This is a genomic window from Pseudomonas rosaeacicularis, from assembly GCF_057128745.1.
Genome location: NZ_JBSKHT010000022.1, coordinates 67348 through 87572, shown reverse-complemented (window position 1 = coordinate 87572; position 20225 = coordinate 67348). Strand labels below are relative to the sequence as shown.

General features: G+C 55.9%; 18 protein-coding genes. 4 read left to right on the top strand and 14 right to left on the bottom strand.

Translation table 11 applies throughout. The features are described from left to right. The first annotated feature begins 207 nt into the window (after window positions 1-207). Complete coding sequence (locus ACWKWM_RS25360) at window positions 208-369, top strand: YqaE/Pmp3 family membrane protein (protein ID WP_483838997.1); 162 nt, start codon at window positions 208-210, stop codon at window positions 367-369. 151 nt (window positions 370-520) lie between these two features. On the opposite strand, the gene ACWKWM_RS25355 is transcribed toward ACWKWM_RS25360, so the two are convergent. The 12 genes from ACWKWM_RS25355 to ACWKWM_RS25300 all read right to left on the bottom strand — a co-directional run bounded on the left by ACWKWM_RS25355 (window position 521) and on the right by ACWKWM_RS25300 (window position 13616). Then, window positions 521-2347: a S9 family peptidase gene (locus tag ACWKWM_RS25355; RefSeq protein ID WP_483848743.1), complete on the bottom strand. Its 1827-nt coding sequence runs from the start codon at window positions 2345-2347 to the stop codon at window positions 521-523. Then, window positions 2313-3515 carry a pyrroloquinoline quinone biosynthesis protein PqqE gene (gene pqqE, locus ACWKWM_RS25350; protein WP_483848742.1) on the bottom strand — a complete coding sequence of 401 codons (1203 nt, stop codon included), beginning with the start codon at window positions 3513-3515 and terminating at the stop codon, window positions 2313-2315. The genes ACWKWM_RS25355 and pqqE overlap by 35 nt, the downstream gene beginning before the upstream one ends. Continuing rightward, complete coding sequence (gene pqqD, locus ACWKWM_RS25345; protein ID WP_483848741.1) at window positions 3487-3762, bottom strand: pyrroloquinoline quinone biosynthesis peptide chaperone PqqD; 276 nt, start codon at window positions 3760-3762, stop codon at window positions 3487-3489. The genes pqqE and pqqD overlap by 29 nt, the downstream gene beginning before the upstream one ends. Further along, a complete protein-coding gene (pqqC, locus tag ACWKWM_RS25340) occupies window positions 3759-4514 on the bottom strand; it encodes a pyrroloquinoline-quinone synthase PqqC (protein WP_483838993.1) in 756 nt (251 codons plus the stop codon). Before pqqC ends, pqqD begins: the two co-directional genes overlap by 4 nt. Window positions 4515-4654: 140 nt before the next feature. After that, window positions 4655-5566: a pyrroloquinoline quinone biosynthesis protein PqqB gene (pqqB, locus tag ACWKWM_RS25335; RefSeq protein WP_483848740.1), complete on the bottom strand. Its 912-nt coding sequence runs from the start codon at window positions 5564-5566 to the stop codon at window positions 4655-4657. A 96-nt stretch (window positions 5567-5662) separates the two neighbouring features. Then, the gene (gene pqqA, locus ACWKWM_RS25330) at window positions 5663-5734 is read right to left on the bottom strand and encodes a pyrroloquinoline quinone precursor peptide PqqA (RefSeq protein ID WP_008365141.1); all 72 of its coding nucleotides are present in this window, start codon (window positions 5732-5734) and stop codon (window positions 5663-5665) included. Between the two features lie 165 nt (window positions 5735-5899). Then, window positions 5900-8395, bottom strand: coding sequence for a pyrroloquinoline quinone biosynthesis protein PqqF (gene pqqF, locus ACWKWM_RS25325; protein WP_483848739.1), 2496 nt, complete (start codon window positions 8393-8395; stop codon window positions 5900-5902). Between the two features lie 160 nt (window positions 8396-8555). Beyond that, the gene (locus ACWKWM_RS25320) at window positions 8556-9359 is read right to left on the bottom strand and encodes a carbon-nitrogen hydrolase family protein (RefSeq protein ID WP_483848738.1); all 804 of its coding nucleotides are present in this window, start codon (window positions 9357-9359) and stop codon (window positions 8556-8558) included. Between the two features lie 29 nt (window positions 9360-9388). Then, window positions 9389-11083 carry a flavin monoamine oxidase family protein gene (locus ACWKWM_RS25315; protein ID WP_483848737.1) on the bottom strand — a complete coding sequence of 565 codons (1695 nt, stop codon included), beginning with the start codon at window positions 11081-11083 and terminating at the stop codon, window positions 9389-9391. A gap of 120 nt (window positions 11084-11203) precedes the next feature. Beyond that, window positions 11204-11665 (bottom strand): Lrp/AsnC family transcriptional regulator, encoded by a 462-nt coding sequence (locus ACWKWM_RS25310; RefSeq protein WP_483848736.1) that lies wholly within the window; start codon window positions 11663-11665, stop codon window positions 11204-11206. Between the two features lie 106 nt (window positions 11666-11771). After that, on the bottom strand, window positions 11772-12539 hold the full coding sequence (locus ACWKWM_RS25305; RefSeq protein ID WP_483848735.1) for a class II aldolase/adducin family protein: 768 nt from the start codon (window positions 12537-12539) through the stop codon (window positions 11772-11774). A 33-nt stretch (window positions 12540-12572) separates the two neighbouring features. Next, window positions 12573-13616 (bottom strand): ABC transporter substrate-binding protein, encoded by a 1044-nt coding sequence (locus ACWKWM_RS25300; RefSeq protein ID WP_483848734.1) that lies wholly within the window; start codon window positions 13614-13616, stop codon window positions 12573-12575. A 364-nt stretch (window positions 13617-13980) separates the two neighbouring features. On the opposite strand from ACWKWM_RS25300, the gene ACWKWM_RS25295 reads away from it, so the two are divergent. Further along, entirely contained in the window at window positions 13981-14601 is a 621-nt protein-coding gene (locus tag ACWKWM_RS25295; RefSeq protein ID WP_483848733.1) for a helix-turn-helix domain-containing protein, read from the top strand. A gap of 200 nt (window positions 14602-14801) precedes the next feature. After that, window positions 14802-15725, top strand: coding sequence for a polyphosphate kinase 2 (gene ppk2, locus ACWKWM_RS25290; RefSeq protein WP_483848732.1), 924 nt, complete (start codon window positions 14802-14804; stop codon window positions 15723-15725). 16 nt (window positions 15726-15741) lie between these two features. Here ppk2 and ACWKWM_RS25285 read toward each other — a convergent pair whose 3' ends face one another. After that, entirely contained in the window at window positions 15742-16800 is a 1059-nt protein-coding gene (locus ACWKWM_RS25285) for an FUSC family protein (protein WP_483848731.1), read from the bottom strand. Window positions 16801-17231: 431 nt separating this feature from the next. Here ACWKWM_RS25285 and ACWKWM_RS25280 point away from each other — a divergent pair, with 431 nt between their 5' ends. Next, window positions 17232-18017: a hypothetical protein gene (locus tag ACWKWM_RS25280; RefSeq protein ID WP_483848730.1), complete on the top strand. Its 786-nt coding sequence runs from the start codon at window positions 17232-17234 to the stop codon at window positions 18015-18017. 83 nt (window positions 18018-18100) lie between these two features. Here ACWKWM_RS25280 and ACWKWM_RS25275 read toward each other — a convergent pair whose 3' ends face one another. Next, a complete protein-coding gene (locus tag ACWKWM_RS25275; protein WP_483848729.1) occupies window positions 18101-20071 on the bottom strand; it encodes an ATP-dependent nuclease in 1971 nt (656 codons plus the stop codon). Window positions 20072-20225 lie beyond the last annotated feature (154 nt).

The window sequence follows — 20225 nt, the reverse complement described above, 5'->3', positions numbered from 1 at the left end:
AAAAGGAAGTCACAGGGAAACAGTCTGTAAAACCCCGCTCCGGCGGGGTTTTCTTTGTCTGCTTTTTTTGTCTCAGTCGCATGAACGCCTGTTCAGCGAGTTCGATTGATGGTGGCAGGTTGCCGCAGTCGTGGAACCCCTGTAATCGTCCAGGGTCGATTAGCTGTATGGCCAACAAAGGTCGACTTTTAATCAGGAGCTTCACCCATGGACATCATTCGCATCATCTTCGCTATCCTGCTGCCACCCGTGGGCGTTTTCATGCAAGTGGGCTTCGCCGGCGCCTTCTGGCTGAACATCCTCCTGACCTTGCTCGGCTACTTCCCCGGCATCATCCACGCGATCTACATCATCGCTAGCCGCAAGTAACCCGAATCGAAGCTCGGCGCGTCTGTGCTGCACATCTATTGTTGAGCGGCTGCCACCGATTCTGTAGGAGCCAACTTGTTGGCGAGGCATTTGTTCGGTGTATGTAACCGCCCGCCTCCCGGACGGGTTAGCGCCTATAGATTGCGGATTGCTACGACGCGCCGTCGATGACCTTCTTATAAAACCCCCACTCCGTTTCCAGCGCGTGGATCTGATTGGCCGCTTTGCGAAAGCCATGGCGTTCGTCGGCGTAGAAATGCCCTTCAGCAGGCAGGCCTTTGTCCTGCAGGGCCTTGAGCATGGCGCGGGTCTGTTCGGGGACCACCACGGCGTCGAGTTCGCCCTGAAAAAAGATCACCGGCACGCTGATTTGATCGGCATGCAACAGCGGCGTACGGGCGCGATAGCGCTCCATGTCGATATCGGGTTCGCCAATCAGCCAGTCCAGGTAGTCGGCTTCGAACTTGTGCGTGGCTGCCGCCAGAGCGATGGGATCGCTGACGCCGTAGAGGCTTGCACCCGCGCGGAAGACATTGTAAAACGCCAACGCGCACAGCGTCGTATAACCACCCGCGCTGCCGCCACGAATGAACGCTTGGTCCCTGTTGATCAGTCCGCGCCCAGCCAAATGATCAACCACGGCGCAGGCATCTTCGACATCCACAACGCCCCAATTGAGGAACAACGCCTGCCGATACGCACGGCCATAACCGGTGCTGCCGCGATAGTTGAGGTCTGCCACGGCGAAGCCGCGTTGGGTCCAGTATTGAATCTTCGGATCGAGCACCGGATAGCAAGCGGATGTCGGGCCGCCGTGTATGAACACCACCAGTGGCGGCTTCTCGGTCCCGTCCATCGCGGGATAGAAATAACCGTGGGCTTCGCTGGCGCCGCTGGGATAGCGCAAGGTTTGTGGACGACTGATACGTTCGGCAGGCAGTGGTGCAACGCCGCCCGCCAGTATTTGAACGCTATGATCGTCGCGACGAATCGCCAGCACCGCAGATGGGCTGACCGCTGAAGCCGCTATGGAGTAAATGAACTGATTGTCGATGGCCAGGCTGCGAAAACGGCTGTAGTCGCCGCTGAAATCTTCCACGGTACCGTCAGCTGAACGCAGCCCCAGCACGCCGAATCCGTCTTCGGACCAAGTGGCCAGATAGCCGCCATCCTTGAGTGGTGACCAGCTGCTGCCGCCCAATTGCCATGGGGCAGGTGCGTGGTCGGCATCGGCGGCCGGCAAGGGCTCCAGACCTTCCGCCGTTTCGACCCACGGCTGCCAAAAACCGCCGCGATCGGTCAGGCAATACAGCCGGCCTTGTGTGTCGAAGCGCGGTTGCTGCAGCGATTCGGGTTCATTGCCTGCCAGACATTCGGCGGATGACCATGTGCCGTCGGTTTGAAGCTTTTTTTGCATCAGGCGCGTCATCGTCCAGGGCTGATGCGGCCGCCACCACTCGATCCACGCCAGTCGCTGGCCGTCCGGGCTCAACGTGGGCGCGGCGTAAAAGTCGGCGCCTTCGGCCAGTACATGGCGCGTACCTTCGGCGATGTCGATCGAAACCAGCCGATGGGTGTCGCCGTCTTCCTCTACCGCGAGAATTTGCCCACGGGCAAATCGGACGTCGCCATAGCGTTTGTCGCCCTGAGTAAGCGAGGTAGGAATGCCATCAAACGGCTGGAGATAAATCTGCTGATCGCTGGCGTTAACGAAAGCCACAGCGTCGTCAGTCAGGCAAAAAGAACCGCCGCCGTATTCATATACGCGGCTTTGCACGCTGAAGTCGGTCGGGGTCAGGCACTGGGCGACGCCGTTTTGCCAGCGCCACACGCGAGAGGCTGCGTCTTCGGGACGGTATTGGTTCCAGAACAGTCCAGCAGGACTGAGGCTCAGTTCGGCAAAATCGGTCCCTGCCGCCACAGCCTGGGCGGCAGAAAACAGATCAGGATTTGGCGATGAGGCGAGAGTTTCGTTCATTGCGGAAGGCCAGCTGCTCAATAGTCTGGCTAGCATACTCGGCTTCGTCGCGGGCTTGGGTGATCAGGCCGTGATGCTCGGATTTGCTGCACACCGGATCAGCGTTGCTCGCATCGCCTGTCAGCATGAACGCCTGGCAACGACAGCCGCCGAAGTCTTTTTCCTTCTCGTCGCAAGAGCGGCAAGGCTCCGGCATCCAGTCATAGCCGCGAAAACGGTTGAAACCGAACGAGTCGTACCAGATGTGCTGCATCGTGTGATCGCGCACATTGGGGAACTGGATCGGCATCTGCCGCGCGCCATGACACGGCAATGCGGTGCCGTCCGGCGTGACTGTCAGGAAGATATTGCCCCAGCCGTTCATGCAGGCTTTCGGGCGCTCTTCGTAGTAATCCGGGGTGACGAAAATCAGCTTCACCGGGTTGTCGTCGATGGCGAGCTTCGCACGGTACTCGTTGGTGATGCGTTCAGCGCGGACCAACTGATCTTTGGTCGGCAACAGACCGACGCGATTCAAGTGTGCCCAGCCGTAGAACTGACAGGTCGCAAGCTCCACGAAGTCCGCTTCCAGCGCCAGACACAGCTCGATGATCTTGTCGATCTTGTCGATGTTATGCCGGTGCGTGACGAAATTCAGCACCATCGGGTAGCCGTGTTTCTTTACGGCCCGGGCCATTTCCAACTTCTGCGCGAAGGCCTTCTTCGAGCCGGCGAGCATGTTGTTCACTTGCTCGTCGCTCGCCTGGAAGCTGATCTGAATGTGGTCCAGACCAGCTTTTTTGAAGTCGATGATTTTTTGCTCGGTCAGGCCGATGCCCGAGGTGATCAGGTTGGTGTAATAGCCCAACCGCCGCGCTTCGGCGATCAGTTCGGCCAGGTCCTGACGCACCAACGGTTCGCCGCCTGAAAAACCAATCTGCGCCGCGCCCATCTGCCGCGCCTCGGCCATGACTTTGAACCACTGCTCGGTAGTCAGTTCTTGGCCCTGCTTGGCAAAGTCCAGCGGGTTGGAGCAATAAGGGCATTGCAGCGGGCAGCGATAGGTCAGCTCGGCGAGCAGCCACAATGGCAGGCCGACTTCGGGTTTTGGCGGGATACGCAAACCAGGATCGGTCACGATGGACTCAGTCAGGGCCGATTCAGGCAAGTTCAATCCAGTGCTCTGCACGAGCGACCTCCATGAATTGCTCAACATCTGCGCCGAGCTCGGGAACGCCAGGAAATTTCTCATCAAGCACGGCAATGATTGCTTCGACGGAGCGGTCGCCGTCGATCAGACCGCCAATGGCACTCGCGCTTTCATTGAGCTTGATCATGCCTTCGGGGTATAGCAGCACATGGCCGTTCTGCGCAGGTTCGAACTGGAAACGATAGCCTTGGCGCCAGCGGGGCGTGAGTTGTCGATCAAAGTTCATAGGGCGATGCCTTTATGCCAGACGCGTTGGTCGGTCACGCTGTGGTAGGGCGGGCGGTTCAGCTCGTAAGCCATGCTCATGGCGTCCAGCATGCTCCACAAAATGTCCAGTTTGAACTGCAGGATTTCCAGCATGCGCTGCTGGCCTTCGTAGGTCGTGTAGTGCTGCAGTGTGATCGCCAGACCGTGCTCGACATCGCGACGGGCCTGGCCCAGACGGGTGCGGAAATACTCGTAACCGGCGGGGTCGATCCACGGATAGTGCGCCGGCCAGCTGTCCAGACGCGACTGGTGAATCTGTGGCGCGAACAGTTCGGTGAGCGAGCTGCTGGCGGCTTCCTGCCAGTTGGCGCGGCGAGCGAAGTTCACGTAGGCGTCTACCGCAAATCTTACGCCGGGCAGTACTAACTCCTGCGAGCGCAGTTGGTCCGGGTCCAGCCCCACCGCCTGACCCAAACGCAGCCAGGCTTCGATGCCGCCGTCTTCGCCCGGCGCACCGTCATGATCCAGCAGGCGCTGAATCCACTCACGACGGATTTCCCGATCCGGGCAGTTGGCGAGAATCGCTGCGTCTTTAAGCGGGATGTTGACCTGGTAATAGAAGCGGTTGGCGACCCAGCCCTGAATCTGCTCGCGGGTCGCTCGGCCTTCGTACATCGCCACGTGGAAGGGATGATAGATGTGGTAATAGGCACCCTTGGCGCGCAGGGCGGCTTCGAATTCAGCGGGGGACAGTGCAGCGTGTTCGCTCATTGGACAATCTTCCTTCTGCATGACGCGACATTGTTGGAGCGAGGCTTGCCCGCGAAGTCCGACACGCGGAGTGTCAGGCAAACCGCAGCGTTAGCTTCGCGGGCAAGCCTCGCTCCTACAAATACGCGTTCGGCAACCATTTAGAGCTCAATACTCATGCCGTCATACGCCACTTCGACGTCGCGGCGGACCAACTCGGCGCGCTCGGCGGAATCTTCGTCCAGGATCGGGTTGGTGTTGTTGATGTGGATGAGCACTTTGCGTTGCTTGGGCAGGCGCTCCAGCACTTCCAGCATGCCGCCAGGGCCGTTTTGCGCCAAGTGGCCCATTTCCGTTCCGGTGCGAGTCCCCACACCGCGACGCTTCATTTCATCGTCGTCCCACATCGTGCCGTCCACCAACAGGCAATCGGCCGCGCTCATTTTTTCCATCAGCGCGTCGTCGACTTTGCCAAGGCCCGGTGCGTAGAACAATTTGCCGCCGGTGTTCAGGTCTTCGACCATCAGGCCAATATTGTCGCCGGGGTGTGGGTCGAATCTGTGTGGGGAGTAGGGCGGTGCGGCGCTGCGCAGCGGAAACGGCGTAAAGCGCAGGTACGGGCAGGCCGGAATGATGAAGCTGCCTTCCAGCTCAATACGGTTCCACTGAAGGCCGCCGTTCCAGTGCTTGAGCATTTCAAACAGCGGGAAACCAGTGCTCAGGTCTTCGTGGACCATGTCCGTGCACCAGACCTGATGCGGACAGCCTTCACGCAGGCTCAAAAGGCCGGTGGTGTGGTCAATCTGGCTGTCCATCAGAACGATGGCGCTGATGCCCGTATCACGCAGCGCGCGGTTGGGCTGCATGGGCGCAAAATTCTGCAGTTGGGCACGGATATCGGGTGACGCGTTGCACAAGACCCAGTTCACGCCGTCATCGGACAGGGCGATGGACGATTGAGTACGCGCCTTGGCGTTCAGGCTGCCGTCACGAAACCCCGCGCAGTTGACGCAGTTGCAGTTCCACTGCGGGAAGCCACCGCCAGCGGCGGAACCGAGAATCTGGATGTGCATTGTTGCTCCGTACCAATCGGCCCTTTGTGCGGGCCTGAAAACATTTTCTTTCACAAAAAAAGCCCCGGCGAACCGAGGCTTTTCAGTGCGCAGCAATCAACGGCTTGCGAAGTACATGGTGACTTCAAAGCCGATACGCAGATCAGTGTAAGCAGGTTTAGTCCACATAATTGACTCCTTTTGGGTTAATGCAGCGGTGGGTGGATACATCCTTAGTACACCCTCTAGGGCAGACGTTCAAATGCTTAGGGAGCTATGTTACTAAATTCGACCGGCCATTAATGCCGGATTATTGGAGAAAGGTCGTTACAGCGTGGGTAACTATCTCTCGCTTCAAGACCATGAGGCATTTGACCTAGAGCGATTAGCCAAGTACAGCCAGCCAGTTTTGGGGCGTGTGAGCTGATCAATGGCGGGGAGCCAATCGGTTTCGTGAAGATTTGATAAATAGTGTTTCATGCGCTCCAGCGAGGCTTGGTTGTGACCGGCCAGATGCGCTTGCCACAGCAGCTCTGCCGCCTTTTCTGTTTCCATCCCGTGCAAATCCAGTTGAGCGGCGAGGATTTGCCCCTGCAACGGCACGTCTACCGAAGCAATAAGCGTCGGCATGCCGGCGATGAAGTGCTCGATGTGCCGAGCCAGTTCGGCCGCCGGTGCTGAAGGCGACTGCACGCCGAACAGTATTCCCGACTGCCCTGCGATCTGTCGGAAACCGCTGAATACCGCGTAGCCCAGTTGCAACTCGACGCGCAGGCGCTGGTAAAACGGTGTCTGTGCAAGGTGTGCGAGCAGTCGCCAGTAGGCTTCATCGGCTATGGAAGCACTCGGTGTAGGACAGAAGACGAGCACAGCATCTTCAGAAGACGCTGACAGCTCAGTTTCCCATCTTTTGCTTTTGGCGATGGCAGGCGGCTGGGGCGGGTGGATATCCGGAATGCCGGGGAGGTTGCGCAGTACTTGACGCAGGCTGTTCTGGTGTTTGGTTGAAAAGCCCAGCGCCAGACCGGTCCACGACGCGGTTTGCCAGACAGATTGCAGAGACTCTTGAGCATCGGAGCCGCAGGTGCCGTCCATCAACAGGTAATCAGGAAGAACCTTGAGCAGCTGGCGAATCGGGATGAGGCTGGGTTCACTCGGCGGCTTTGCATAACGCGCCCGCGTGGCGAGGTCAGGATCGCTCAACAGTTTCAGCGCAGCTTCGAGGACCGCCGGCACTGGATCAGTCAATCCAGCAATCTTCAGCTGCCAGAAACGACCCATAGCGCTGAATGCGAGATTTACCCCTGCCTGCTGCGCATCTTCAGTGAGCGATTTAAGGCTGTCGTTCAGCATTTGCCAATGCAATGGGTGCGGGCATTTCAACGTCCAGCGCAGGTACACCGCGCCTTCACCGGCTGAAGACGGCAACGCATCGCTCAAGGATAGCGCCGGCAGAGCGGGACAGTTGCTTGCAGGCAGCTGCGCAGTTCGCAGGAATACGTTCGGCTGCGGTAAGCGCCAGGTTGCTTCGGGCCGAATTTCTGTTTTCCGCGACGTCAGGAATTCGGCGTCCCGAAGCAACTGACCGATCAGCACGTCAAGTGCACTGGCGCCACTATCAGACAAGCCGGATGAAGAATGGGCGTCGCTGTAATGCCGGGCGAGCGTCAGCGCGCCGGTTACGTCCAGACGCTTTTGTTTTAGCAGTTCGTATTCGTTGCGCAGGGCGGGGTAATTGGTTTTGAAGAATGAGAGCCAGTGGAAAAACAGTGCTGTGATTTGATCCTGTGCCGACTGTGCGGGCTCTATCGCAGGCAAGCGCGCTCCCACAGGAGATCGCGCTTCATCCCTACCTGCAGGCGACCGCGCTTCATTTGTAGGAGCGCGCTTGCCCGCGAAGTCGGCCTTCAGAACAACCCCGATATCAATCAGAACCTGCCCGCCAAACTGATACAAAACTTCTGTGTTCAGCGATTCAGCCAGTCCCCGCGCCTTTAGCTCTGCAACCAATCCACCCGCCTGCGAATTTCCCAACCAAAAACAGAAATAACCGACGGCCTCCGTCGCGCCGTCGGGCAAATCTTCACACGCGAAAATCAGATGCATCCGACCTGAGTCGGTAATGGCATGAGCATGCGGCGATGCTTCCATCAATCGAGGCGGCGCTACTTGATCAACCTGCGCACCCTCGGCGAACATCCCGCCGAAGCGCTCAGCCAACGCTTTCAATTCTGCGAGCGATTGGGGGCCAGCGAGGCTCAGCGTCATTTGGCCCGCTTGATAAAACCGCTGATAAAAATCCTGCAGCGCCTGCTGAAACGTCGGACGTGGCACCAAAAGGCTGTAGCGATTACCCGCGTGGAACCAGCGCAGCGGGTGATTCACCGAAACGGGCTCAAGCAGCTTCATCTGATTGCGCGCCGCTTCGTCGCGCGTCCAGGCAATGAACTCCGCGTGCAGCACTTCTCGCTCGCGCAATTGCTCATCGAACGCCATGCGTGGATGAGCGAGCATGTCGCACAACCGCTCAAGGCCATCGGCAAACACAGACTGAGGTAGCTCGAAGAAGAAATCAGTCGCGCGCTCGCGGGTGCTGGCGTTGACCTGACCACCATGACGCTGCACGAACGCCATCAAATTGTCCGCTGCGGGGAAGCGGCTGGTGCCCAGAAAAAACAGATGCTCCAGAAAATGCGCCAGGCCCGGCCAATCCTGCGGCACATCATGACTGCCCGCCGACACCCGCAACGCCGCCGCGCAACGCTTCAAGCGCGGCGCATGGCACAACACAACGCGCAGGCCGTTCGGCAGAATCAGGGATTGGGTTGTGAGTGAGGTGGGGGCAGGCATGACGGTTTCCGGATGGGCTCGGGAAAGTGAGTGGTCATGCTAGCGGATTACACAGTGGTTGGCGCGGACACGCTCCGTAGGAGCCAACTTGTTGGCGAGAGGTCGTGTTGAGCGCAGAAGATCTGTCGCACGCAATAACACCTCGCGAATAAATTCGCTCCTACAGAAGCTTGCTCAACCCTGAATAAAACCCCGGCCTGCGATCATTGAAATAGGTATTAATCGCCCGCGACTCCTCCATCACCTGTCGATCCAGCGTTGCCACCACCAGCGCTTCATCATGCCCGGCCAAGCCGATCTGCTTGCCGTCCGGCGCGCAGATACTGCTCAGCCCGCAGTAATGAATCTCCCCCTCGCTCCCGCAATAATTGGCGTAAACCAGGTAGCACTGGTTCTCGAAGGCACGGGCGCGGACGGTGACTTCGGCGACGAAGTCATATGGCGCCATGTTCGCGGTGGGCACTAGAATCAGCTCGGCGCCCGCGAGTGCCAGGCGCCGCGTGTTTTCGGGAAACTCCACGTCGTAGCAGATCAAAAAGCCCAATTTCCAACCTTTGAAATCGACGATGGGAAAGTCCTCATCGGCTACAGCGAACATCGATTTGTCCAGCTCACCATACAGATGAGTCTTACGGTAATTGCAGAGACTTGTGCCATGCGCATCAATCAGTTGCACGGCGTTGTAGATCTGCTCATCAGCGCTGCGCTCGGGATAGCCATACAGAATGGCGATACCCGACGCTTGTGCAATGGCGGCAATCTCATTAGCGGCCGGGCCGTTGCGCAACTGAGCCAATGTCCGCGCCGCCTGTGCGCCGATGTTGTAACCGGTCAAGAACATCTCCGGGCAAATCAGCATATCGGCACCCTGAGCAGCCGCTTCAACGGCTTGTGCTTTCAGGCGCTGCAGGTTAGCGGGCACATCCAGCGGCAGCGGCGGGCATTGGTACAGAGCAACGCGCATCGTAGGATTCCTCATCAGTATTCGCGGGCTTATTCTGGCAGCACAATCGGCCCGATTTCATCGAACACGTCGCCCGGCCCTGGGTTATCAGTGTGAGTCTTGCCCCCGAAGTGAGTCATGATCCCCCAGACCGCGTTCAATGACGTTTGAACCGCGCCTTCGACCCAGGCCGGAGTCCAGGACACGTCGTCACCGGCGATGAAAATGCCGCGCTGGTCGTCAGGCATGTCCTTTTGCATGAAGTGCGCATACATGCGCTGGTTGTAGCGATAGTGGCCAGGCAGCGCGCCTTTGAACGCGCCGAGGAAGTGCGGGTCCGCCTCCCATGAAACGGTGATCGGGTCGCCGATGATTCGCGCGGCAATATCAACCTTCGGGTAAATCTTCTTCAGCGCATCGAGTGCCAGCTTCACGCGCTTTTCGATGGGTTGAGGCAGCATTTTCAACGCATCACTCATCCATGAATACGACAGGCAAATTACCCCCGGCTTCTCGTCGCCGTTGGAATACGTGCCGTTATCGAACAGATAAGTGCCACGGGTCAGGCGGTCGGTGAGGGTCATGCTCATCAAGTCCCGGCCAGTTTCCGGGTCTTTGTCTTTCCAGAACGGGCGGTCCACCATGACGAAGGTTTTCGACGCTTGCATATAGCGCGTTCGGTCCAGCGCCATCCACATCTTCTGGGAGAACAATGTTTCTTCGCACTCGATCTGCGTGGTCAACAACCAGCTTTGGCAAGTGGTCAACACCGCAGCGTAGTGCCGGGTATCGCCCCAGTTATCGGTGACGGCGAAGCTGCCATCCGGCGCGCGAGCAATGCGTTTGACGCCCGCGCGCGGCGCGCCGTGGTGCAGCGAAGACAGCGTGGTGCCTTCGGGCCAGTGGGCGCAGCGCTCAGGCGCATGCCGCCAGATGCCCAGCGGCACTTGTTCGACGCCCCCGACGATAAGGTGCTGATGATCGTCGCAATTGGTCATGACCACGCGGAAGATTTCGAGCATCGAGTTAGGGAAATCAGAGTCCCAGCCGCCGGTGCCGAAACCCACTTGGCCGAAGACTTCGCGGTGGTAGAACGACAGTTTGGCGAACGCCTTGGAAGTGGCCACGAAGTCATAAAACGTGCGGTCGTCCCACAACGGCACCAGCGTATTCCACAGCTGTTTGAGGCGTGGGACGTCTCGATCACGAATCGCCTGCTGAATGTCGGCGAACTGTGAGCCGGCTTCCAAAGCATCCGCCCACGCGTCAGCCACTTCCTGAAACAGCGCAGGCAAGTCCGACAGTTTTTGTGCGTAATGAGTGGTGCCTTCCAGATCGATCACCGTGCTGCCAGAGGCGGCAGTCAGCGGGTTGGGGAAGGGCTTGGATTCCAGGCCGAGCTTGTCGACGTAGTGATAAAACGCGGTGGAGGAGACTGGAAAGCGCATGCCGCCCAATTCGGCGATGATGCCTTCTGCGCCTTCGAACTGTTGCGAGCGCAGGCGGCCACCCATTTTCGAGGCTTCGTAGACGACCGGTTTGAGACCCAGCTTCATCAGCTCATAAGCGGCCACCAGACCTGCGATCCCTGCGCCGACGATCGCAACTTCCGCGCCATGGTTTTCAGTGGGGATGCTGCCCAGGCCTGCCGGGTGTTCAATCCAGTCATCGAAGGCGAACGGGAAGTCCGGCCCGAAGATCGTGATCGGTTTCTTTTCGTCGGCGGGGTGGCGATTGTTGTTCATGACTGACCTTGTTCGACTGAGACGCGAAAGGTGACAAGTCTAGATAACAGTTGAGACGTTAATAAGACGCAGATTGTCGTCGTTTTGTAGAGATATCTGGCGATATGACGACGTCGTGCGTCATATCGGCTGCCCGCGATCGATCTTGCTGCTCAAAATGATTGAGGTCGTGGTCTTCTCGACGCCGTCCACGCTGCCGATCAAATCCAGCAGTTGATCCAACTGCTCCGGTGAATCGGTACGCAGCCACGCCACGTAATCGAATTCTCCGCTGACCGCGCACAGTTGTTGCACTTGGGGCAGCACCGCAAGGCGTCTCAGCACTTCCTTGCCTGAGCGCGGCTGTACGGTGATTCCGACATATGCCTGCAGTCCACCGTCGACTACTCGTTGGCTCAAACGCACGCCATAGCCCGTGATGATCTTGGCTTTTTCCAGGCGAGCCAGGCGCGAAGTGACTGTGGTTCGCGCAATGCCCAGCTGTCGAGCGAGCATGGCCACAGGTTCTCGTGCATTGATCTGCAGGGCCGCGATCAGTTGGCGGTCGATGTCATCGAGAGCGGGCGGACGGGTGTCGGACAAAGTGAATCTCCTTGGGCAGGTGGGGGATGTTACCTGTTGAAGGAGGGTGTTGCAGACACAACCTGTAGGCGCGAATCCACTGGCACCTACAGCTTGTATCAGGTCCTCAATGTTTGTAATCCGGTGCCACGCGATCCAGCAGGCGCAGCAGCGCGTCCCATGCGAACTGCACCGCATCCGGATCACTCAGTTCACCTTCGGCAACATCCTGGCCGGGTGCGTTGAACTGCCTTTCCGTGCGCCGACACACTTCATCCGCTGGAAAGCGCAGCGCGCCACCGGCTTGGGCTGCAATCTGAATCTCGCAGGCCTTTTCCAGGTAATACATCCGCAGAAAGGCCTGTTTCACGCTGTCGCCAATGGTTAGCAAGCCGTGGTTGCGCAAGATCATGACCGAGTGGGTGCCCAAGTCCGCGACCAGACGTTGCTGCTCGCCCAAATCCAGCGCGATGCCTTCGTAGTCGTGATAGCCAACTCGCCCATAGAACTCCAGCGAGATCTGATTCACCGGTAACAAGCCGCATTCCTGCGCGGCCACGGCGCAACCGGCTTTAGTGTGGGTGTGCAGCACGCACTGGGCATCTTCGCGGGCGCGATGGATGGCGCTATGAATAACGAATCCGGCCGGATTGACCGGGTAAATAGATGCCTCGACCTTGTTGCCTTCGAGGTCGATCTTCACCAGGTTCGATGCCGTGATTTCCTCGAAAAACAGCCCGTACGGGTTGATCAGGAAGTGATGCTCGGGGCCGGGAATGCGCACCGAAATATGCGTAGAAATCAGATCGGACATTTTGTAATGCGCGATCAGCCGATAACAGGCGGCGAGTTCCTGCCGCAGTTGCCATTCTTCCTGATTGTACGGGTCTGTCATTGTTCCTCCGGATAACCGTGATTGGCGGCTGAATCAGCGAGCCAGCCAAGCGTTCAGGCGTTCTTCAAGCTCTTCGCCATGATCGACCCAAAACTCAATATTAAGCGGCAATGCCACGGCCAAGTTCTGGGGAGATGTCGCGATCCAGGGTGCTTTGGCCGGGTCGAGCTTGTCGCTCAGCGCGGTGTTGGTGACGCCGTAAGCGATGGCTTGGGAAAACGCCTGTTGTGGCGCTTGCTGGTTGGCATAGGTGATGAATTTGTTAGCCATTTCTTTGTGCTTCGAACCTTTGACGATGGTCCAGTAATCCATGCTGTACAAGGAGCCATTCCAGATCGGCGCGACTTTCAGCCCTTCACTGGCCGCCACGGCACCGCGACCACTGAACGTCGTAGTCATGACCACGTCGCCCGACGCCAGCCATTGCATAGGCTGCGAGCCGGCTTCCCACCACTGAATATATGGCTTGAGCTTGTCGAGTTTGGCGAACGCGCGATCAACGCCGGCCGGGGTGTTCAGCACTTTATAGACGTCTGCGGTAGACACGCCATCGGCGAGCAGCGCGTATTCGAGGGTGTACATCGCGCCTTTGCGCAGGCCGCGTTTGCCTGGGAATTTAGAGGTGTCCCAAAAATCGGCCCAACTGGTGGGAGCGGCTTTTACCTTGTCGGTGGCGTAGACCAGCGGCATGCCCCAGACCAGCGCTGCCGAGCCACATTCCTGTTCGGCGCCTTTTATTAGCTGCGTGCTCCCGCCCAGCTTCGCCCAGTCCAGCTTCTCGAACAGTCCTTCGGCGCAACCGCGCTCCAGATCAGGGGCCTCGACTTGCACAACGTCCCAATCGGCATGACCGGTTTCAGCCATGACTTTGATTTTCGCCATTTCCCCGTTGTATTCGGTCTGCACGACGCTGACCCCCGCCTGTTTGGCGAAAGGCTCGAAAATAGTGGTGTTCTGAATTTTCTGAGCCGCGCCGCCGAAGCCCACGATCACAAGGTTTTCCGCTGCCAGGGCTGACAACGGTGAAAGCAGCAACAACGCACACGCAATCTTCAGATTTCTACTGTTCATCGACATTTCCTTACGGCCAAACGGCCTTCTTCGGGAAGCCAGAGGGCACGCAGAAGCGCCCGTGGCTACACAGGAGTAAACGGATATAAACAGGCAATGACACGAATAATGGGACGCTGGAGTTACTGCGCTGCGATGCTTGAAACATGCAGCGGCTGTGGTCTTGTTTCTTGCGCGCGGTGAGTGCGGGCCGTTCAGAGCCTAATCCAGTGCTTGTGAAATAAAAAGACAGAAACAGTGTTTTAGTGAAAAAAATTGCAATAATTTCACTGAGAGTAAAAAAGGCTTATTGCTTAGGGATCATTTTCGCCTTGGCCGCTTTAAACTCGGCGACGCTCGACTGAGTATCCCGATAGGCGCTGAGGTAGCGATGACAACAGGAAAACCCCGTGAAACCGCCAGGAAGGCGAAACCTGTGCCGAACGAAACGCCAGCCGAGGAAAGCTTTCTGGGTGAGCGCATTCGCGGGCTGCGCAAGCGGCAGGGCCTGACGCTTGCCGAACTCGCCCGGCGCAGTCAACTTTCCGTGGGTTACATCAGCCAGCTTGAGCGTGACCTGTCGCGTCCTTCAGTGGACACGTTACTGAAGATCGGTCGTTGCCTGGGTGTGAATATCCAGTGGTTTTTCTCCACCAAGACCGAAGTGTCCGACGCCGATGCCGGTTACGTGGTGCGCAAGGAGAGCCGGCAAAACATCCATTATGACGATGGCATCTACGACCAGTTACTCACGCCCAGTCCAAGCGGGCAGATCGAAATGGTCCATTCACGCTTCCCCCCAGGCGCGTATAACCACACCAGTTACACCCACGATGGCGAGGAGGTCGGGTACGTCCTCACTGGCGCGTTCGAGTTATGGGTCGGGGAAAAGCATTTTTTGCTGAGTGAAGGGGACAGCTTTCGCTTCGCCAGCGATGAGCCCCATCGCTACGGTAATCCCGGGCAAACCGACGCGGTAGTGCTTTGGGTGATTACGCCGCCTACCTATTAACGGCGCTTTCTCACGATGGGCCGGTAGGTTCTTTGCCAGACATGACCACCCCTCGGGAATGAATTCGCTCCTACAGCACCGCGCTGCACCAGTCGTTTCTGTAGGAAAATTCCCCGCTGTAACCGCTCTGTCATCCTGCTGTCACTCCCGGCATGCCTAAATCCGCGTTCAGACCCTTTGATCCGTCCCGGAGCCCAGCCATGACCGATAGCCAGCAACTGGATCTATCCGAAACCGCCCGCTATATGCATGCCGATATCCTCGACAGCTTCGACGAAGAGCTGGAAATGGAATACGACGATGCACGTCTGGACGCCTTACTGTCCGACCTGGGTGAAGAGGTGCCCAAGGGCATTGATCGCCGCGTGTACTTTCGTGAGCTACTGCGGTTGCAAGGTGAGCTGGTCAAGTTGCAGGACTGGGTCGTCAGTCAGAAGCTGAAAGTTGTCGTGCTGTTCGAAGGGCGCGATGCGGCCGGGAAGGGTGGGGCGATCAAACGCATCACGCAACGGCTCAATCCACGTGTTGTTCGCGTTGCTGCACTCACCGCGCCGAGCGAACGTGAACGCACTCAATGGTATTTCCAGCGCTACGTCTCGCACTTGCCGGCGGCAGGTGAAATGGTGCTGTTCGACCGCAGCTGGTACAACCGCGCCGGCGTCGAGCGAGTGATGGGCTTCTGCGATAACGAGGAGTACGAGGAGTTTTTCCGCACCGTGCCCGAGTTCGAAAAGATGCTCGTGCGCTCAGGCATCATCCTCATCAAATACTGGTTCTCCATCACCGACGATGAGCAGTATCGCCGCTTCCTGATGCGCATCCACGATCCGCTCAAGCAGTGGAAGCTGTCGCCGATGGATCTGGAATCCCGCCGTCGCTGGGAAGATTACACACGCGCCAAAGAGGAAATGCTGACGCGCTCCCACACCGACGTCGCACCGTGGTGGATCGTCGAAGCGGACGACAAAAAACGCGCCCGCCTCAACTGCATTCATCACCTGCTGGAGCAGATCCCCCGTGGCGAAACCGAGTCCACACAGATCGATCTGCCTGCCCGCGAGTACAACGCCAATTACCTGAGAGCCCCGGTGCCGCGAGACATGGTGGTGCCTTCGATCTATTGATCGGCGGCGTGCGGCATTAGATCTTCCAGCGTCGGGCGGTCTTGGCCAGCCGTTGTTGCAAGCCGTCGAGGTTCTTGCCCAGTTGCAGTGTCAGTAAGCGATAGCCGATCAGTTCGCCAGGGATGGCGAGCTCGGTATCCGAACTGACTTCCGAAGCTTCGGGCTTGCGCTCGAGTCTTTCCGTCACGCCATTGCGCAGCGCTCTTGCCATCCCGATGAACTGGCGGCGAATTCTGCGCTGCTCCACGGTCAGCGCGACTTGCGCCATGTCCGTCGGGCGAATGTTCGACAGAATCTCAAGTGTGCTGAGGCACATCCGGAAATGCCCCTGAATCGCCTCCAGCTCGACTATGGGGATCTTCACTTCTTTCGAAACCGACGGCAGCAGTGAGCGCAGTTGCAACATGGTCGCGTTGAGTTTTCCGGTCAGCTTCAGGTGCTCATCCGCCGTAATCGACTGCCCGCGGTTGATTCGCTCGTAAACCTTGGCGCAATCGCGCAGACCGCTCGCCAAGTTGTAACGCCACGAGTAGACCGCATACAGAGGCAGCGCGAAGGAAAACGCCAAAGCCAGGGCGATCCCTATCAGAATATCGACCGTGCGCCACAGCCCGTCCGTCACGGGGTTGTCCCCATGCCCCGCCACAATGAAAAGGGTGATCGCCGAAAGCAACGCCGTGTACCCACCCTTGCCAATCGCGTGATACGCGAAGAATCCGCAGATCAATGACATCAGCAGATAGGTCAGCAGGGGCATGCCCAGATAAGTCTGTTGCGTCACCACCGCCAGCCCGAGCGCAGCGCCGATCAGCGTTCCGTACGCCCGTTCAACGGACTTCTTGCCGATATTGCCGTGATGCTGCAAACCGCCGATCACGATCAACATCGTTACCGACGCCCACTCGCCATGGGGCAGATGAATCCCCGTCGTCAGCAGAATCGTCGCCAACAACCCCACCACGATCCGCCCCGCATGAATGTAACGGGCATGGCGATAACGGCGATACGGGTCCAGCAACGGGCGCAGGACGCGGCGTATCAGCAACAGCGGAGGGAACGAGCGAGAGGTTTTCATGGGGTAAGAGACCATCAGAACGACGAATGTATCCAATGCGGGCAAGAGCGCTTGGAACTATGCCCGCAATTGCGCGCGGCGCCAATTGATCCCGGTGGGTTGCCAAAAGGGGGCTTCAGTCTCTAGACACACAAAAGCCGCGCAATGCGCGGCTTTCAAAGGTGGTGGGCCCACACGGACTCGAACCGTGGACCAAGGGATTATGAGTTTGGATGTAATACGATAAGCCCAACGTTAGCATCCGAAGTTAACCGTAAAGTAGGAATAGTTAAATTCAATAATATCAGTAGGTTAGCGTATTTTTTAGTAATACTCAAAAACCAGTCTGTGTACTGCCAGTGTACCTGCCAAGGGGACGGTATAGGATGCCTTTCTATCAATCTTCCTTGCGCATTGTGATACGGTCAAGGCAGTGAGAGGAAAAGGTTCTGATGGAGATTCCTATGGTCGAGTGGCTATTTTCAGGTATCGGGGCGACTCTCGTATCCGATTGGTTAAAAGAGCGGCGAAGTCGAAAGCAAAATCTACCTTGCTCGCAAAACACACCTCCGCATGTACTGACGGACTCATCGTATGCACTGTCGATAGGCGAAAAAGTAAGGTTTATCCGTACCGAACTTTTGAATTTGAGCTTGAGACAGTTAAGTGAAATATTAGAGATTGAAAAGGTTTCTAATCTTGAAAGCTATGAGTTAGGCGTTGAAGAATTCCCTCTTCTAGTCTTGAAGAAATTCGAAAGCTATTTTTCTATAAATCCAGGGTATTTGGATGGAGTCAGCGAAGGGGTATTTTCGAGTTTTCATTTATGTAAATTTGAGGTTGAACGTTACCTATCGCAAGGTTACGAACCCATTATGCTATGCAGTCCTAACGACAGAAGTGAGCTATTTTGTAGGGTCGCGTTTAAGAAGAATGATGGCGCATTTTTGAAAGTTGTAGTTGGAGATTTGTTGTGCTCTTTCGCGTCTAGTGGGGGAGGGCAACTGAATATCCAGATACTGATTCACGCTTTATTGGAGCGGGGCGCTTCTTATAAAGATGTGAGAGTTTTAAAGGTTACGAGCCGTGCTTGGGAGCTAATGAGGCGGGGAACTTATTACAAGCAGGATGATTTTCATCGTTCGGCGGATTGGGAATGCCAAGATGTCTTCATCAAGTGGTTTAAGGACAGCGAAGAATCTAATAAACTCTGGAACTTTAGATCTTTGGGTAAATGATTTACGGTAGGTCTTGCCTACAGGTGTAAGGTAAGCTAGTGCACGAGCTTAGGGGTTCGTGCTAGCTTACCTGTAAACATGTCTTAAGTCGGAATTACGCCCGTAAAGCGCACGTTCTCACTTTTACCGTTTTCTTTCGCCCATTTAAGAATTGTAATTTTTAGGTTTTCCAGATAGTCAGGATTAGCGATAAGAGCTTCTCTTGATATGGGGTCGTGCTCGTCCCCATCTATCAGATCGTTGAGCAATTTTTGCACTATTAAACCTTGTTCGGCGTTTTCGGTAATATTTATATAGGCGTTAAGCGGTTTGTCCTTTGACTCGTCTTCACCACCAAGGAATCGTTCGAAATCAGGAATGCTTACCCTGTGGCGGATCGTTATTCCAGATTTTCTGGCGTCTATAATAGCGTCACGAATTTTTTTGTTTTCCGTCCACATGCCATTTTTCGTACCATTGCTTTTAAACGGTGGGTCACAGTCGTGAACTATCCCGAAACTTATCTTAAAGTGCTTCATTACCTTAATAAGTGGTAAGAGTATAGCTTTTCCACGAGCCCGTATCACTGTGATTTTATCCATCAACTCATGTTGCCGCTCGATAATCGAAGCCATAAAAGCGGCATGCTCGGTATCTCCTTCGACGAGGACAGGGTACGACCCGAAGAAAACTTCTGCAAAGCTTGGGTCTATATGCTGCAATGCTTGTAATCTTTGTTTTTCATTTCCATCAAATACGACATTGTCTGAACGGTATGTTTTAGGTGAGATTGGTGAGTCGTCGTTGTGATCTTTACGTTCTAGCCTCACAACGGTTGTATGATCCTCAAACGGATTCACGAAGTAGGGCGAATGGGTTGTCATCAAGACTTGCCAGTCAGGGCTGGCTGCAAGCTTGTAAAGATGCCGCTGTGCCGCGCGGGCCGCCATAGGATGTAGAGCGTTTTCCGGCTCGTCGATTAGGAGTAAATATCCCGGAAGTGATGGATCATCTGGGCTTTCAGGAATTGGAGCTCCTGCAGTGTGAGCAGCTAAATGGGCTTTGAGTTTTGAAAGCTCTTCATCGATTGCATCTGATTGTTCTTGCGTTATCTTCTTTGCTGCTTTTTTCTTTGTTTCTTCAGTTATATTTCTTTCGAGACGCTTTTGAAATTCCCCACGAATTTCCTTTTCCCGCGTTAGTTCATTGTGAACCTGTAGCATGGACCAGAACAGTGCCCTTCTAGCTCCAGTGCCTTGCTGACTAAGTGAAGTATCAGCTTTTCCATCTGCTATACGTAATCCTGAACCTTTTTTTATAATATCTTCTATCTTAGGCGCGAGAGGGGCCGCTGCGATATTTAGTCTCACTCCAAGAGATGGGAAAACACTTTGAAAGCCGGTTGTTACTTGCATTGCAATCTGGTTAAAGTCCTCTTTGTGTGCTTCGCTCAGGCGATCTATATTTGCAGAGACGCTTTGTATTGCTTTTGACAGGTCTGACTCTGCGTTTAGTCGCTCTTTTTCTAATCTTGTCAATAGTGGGGTTAACGCAAGCGTAAGCAACATCTCTTCAGTTTTCTCGGCGTCATCAAGAGACCCAATTCTTAATGGACGAGGTAACCTTGCGGTGAAGACATTATCTAGGCCCGACGCATTTTTATCTGGGTCCCAGTCGCCAGTACCTTCCGCTCCAGCTTTAGGGTTCCAAGTAGTTCGTGTCTTTTGGTAGGTAGGGCCTGCCCATTGCCATCGGCTCCTAACAATTCTTAGTCCATCATCATCTATTTTCCAATCTTCATGTATATTTCCGATTCCGTCTGGTATATGCACATCAAGAATTACCTCAGAGAATTCTAGCTCCTGAGCATGTTGATGACGGTCTCTTTGTATCTCAAAAGCGGCGGAGCCTTTTGCAAGTTCATAAGCGCGAAGAATAGTTGATTTTCCTGCGTTGTTTCTTCCTACAAGGCATACTACATTGTCCAGTGCAATTTCTACTCCATCATTTCCGATACACCCAATATTGCGTACGGTCATCCTTACCAGCTTGGATCGGTTTCTCTCATCAGCCACGCTAAATATCCTTTTATTGTTTGATTGTGCGGTGAATGTCGGCAGGTGTTTAGGCGTTTTGATCTTTTCTCTAACGGTCTTTTTACGTGATGCCCGGGTTAAGGTAGTACAGTATTGTTTTTTCGTCCAATTTGATCTATAGAGTTGGATTTAT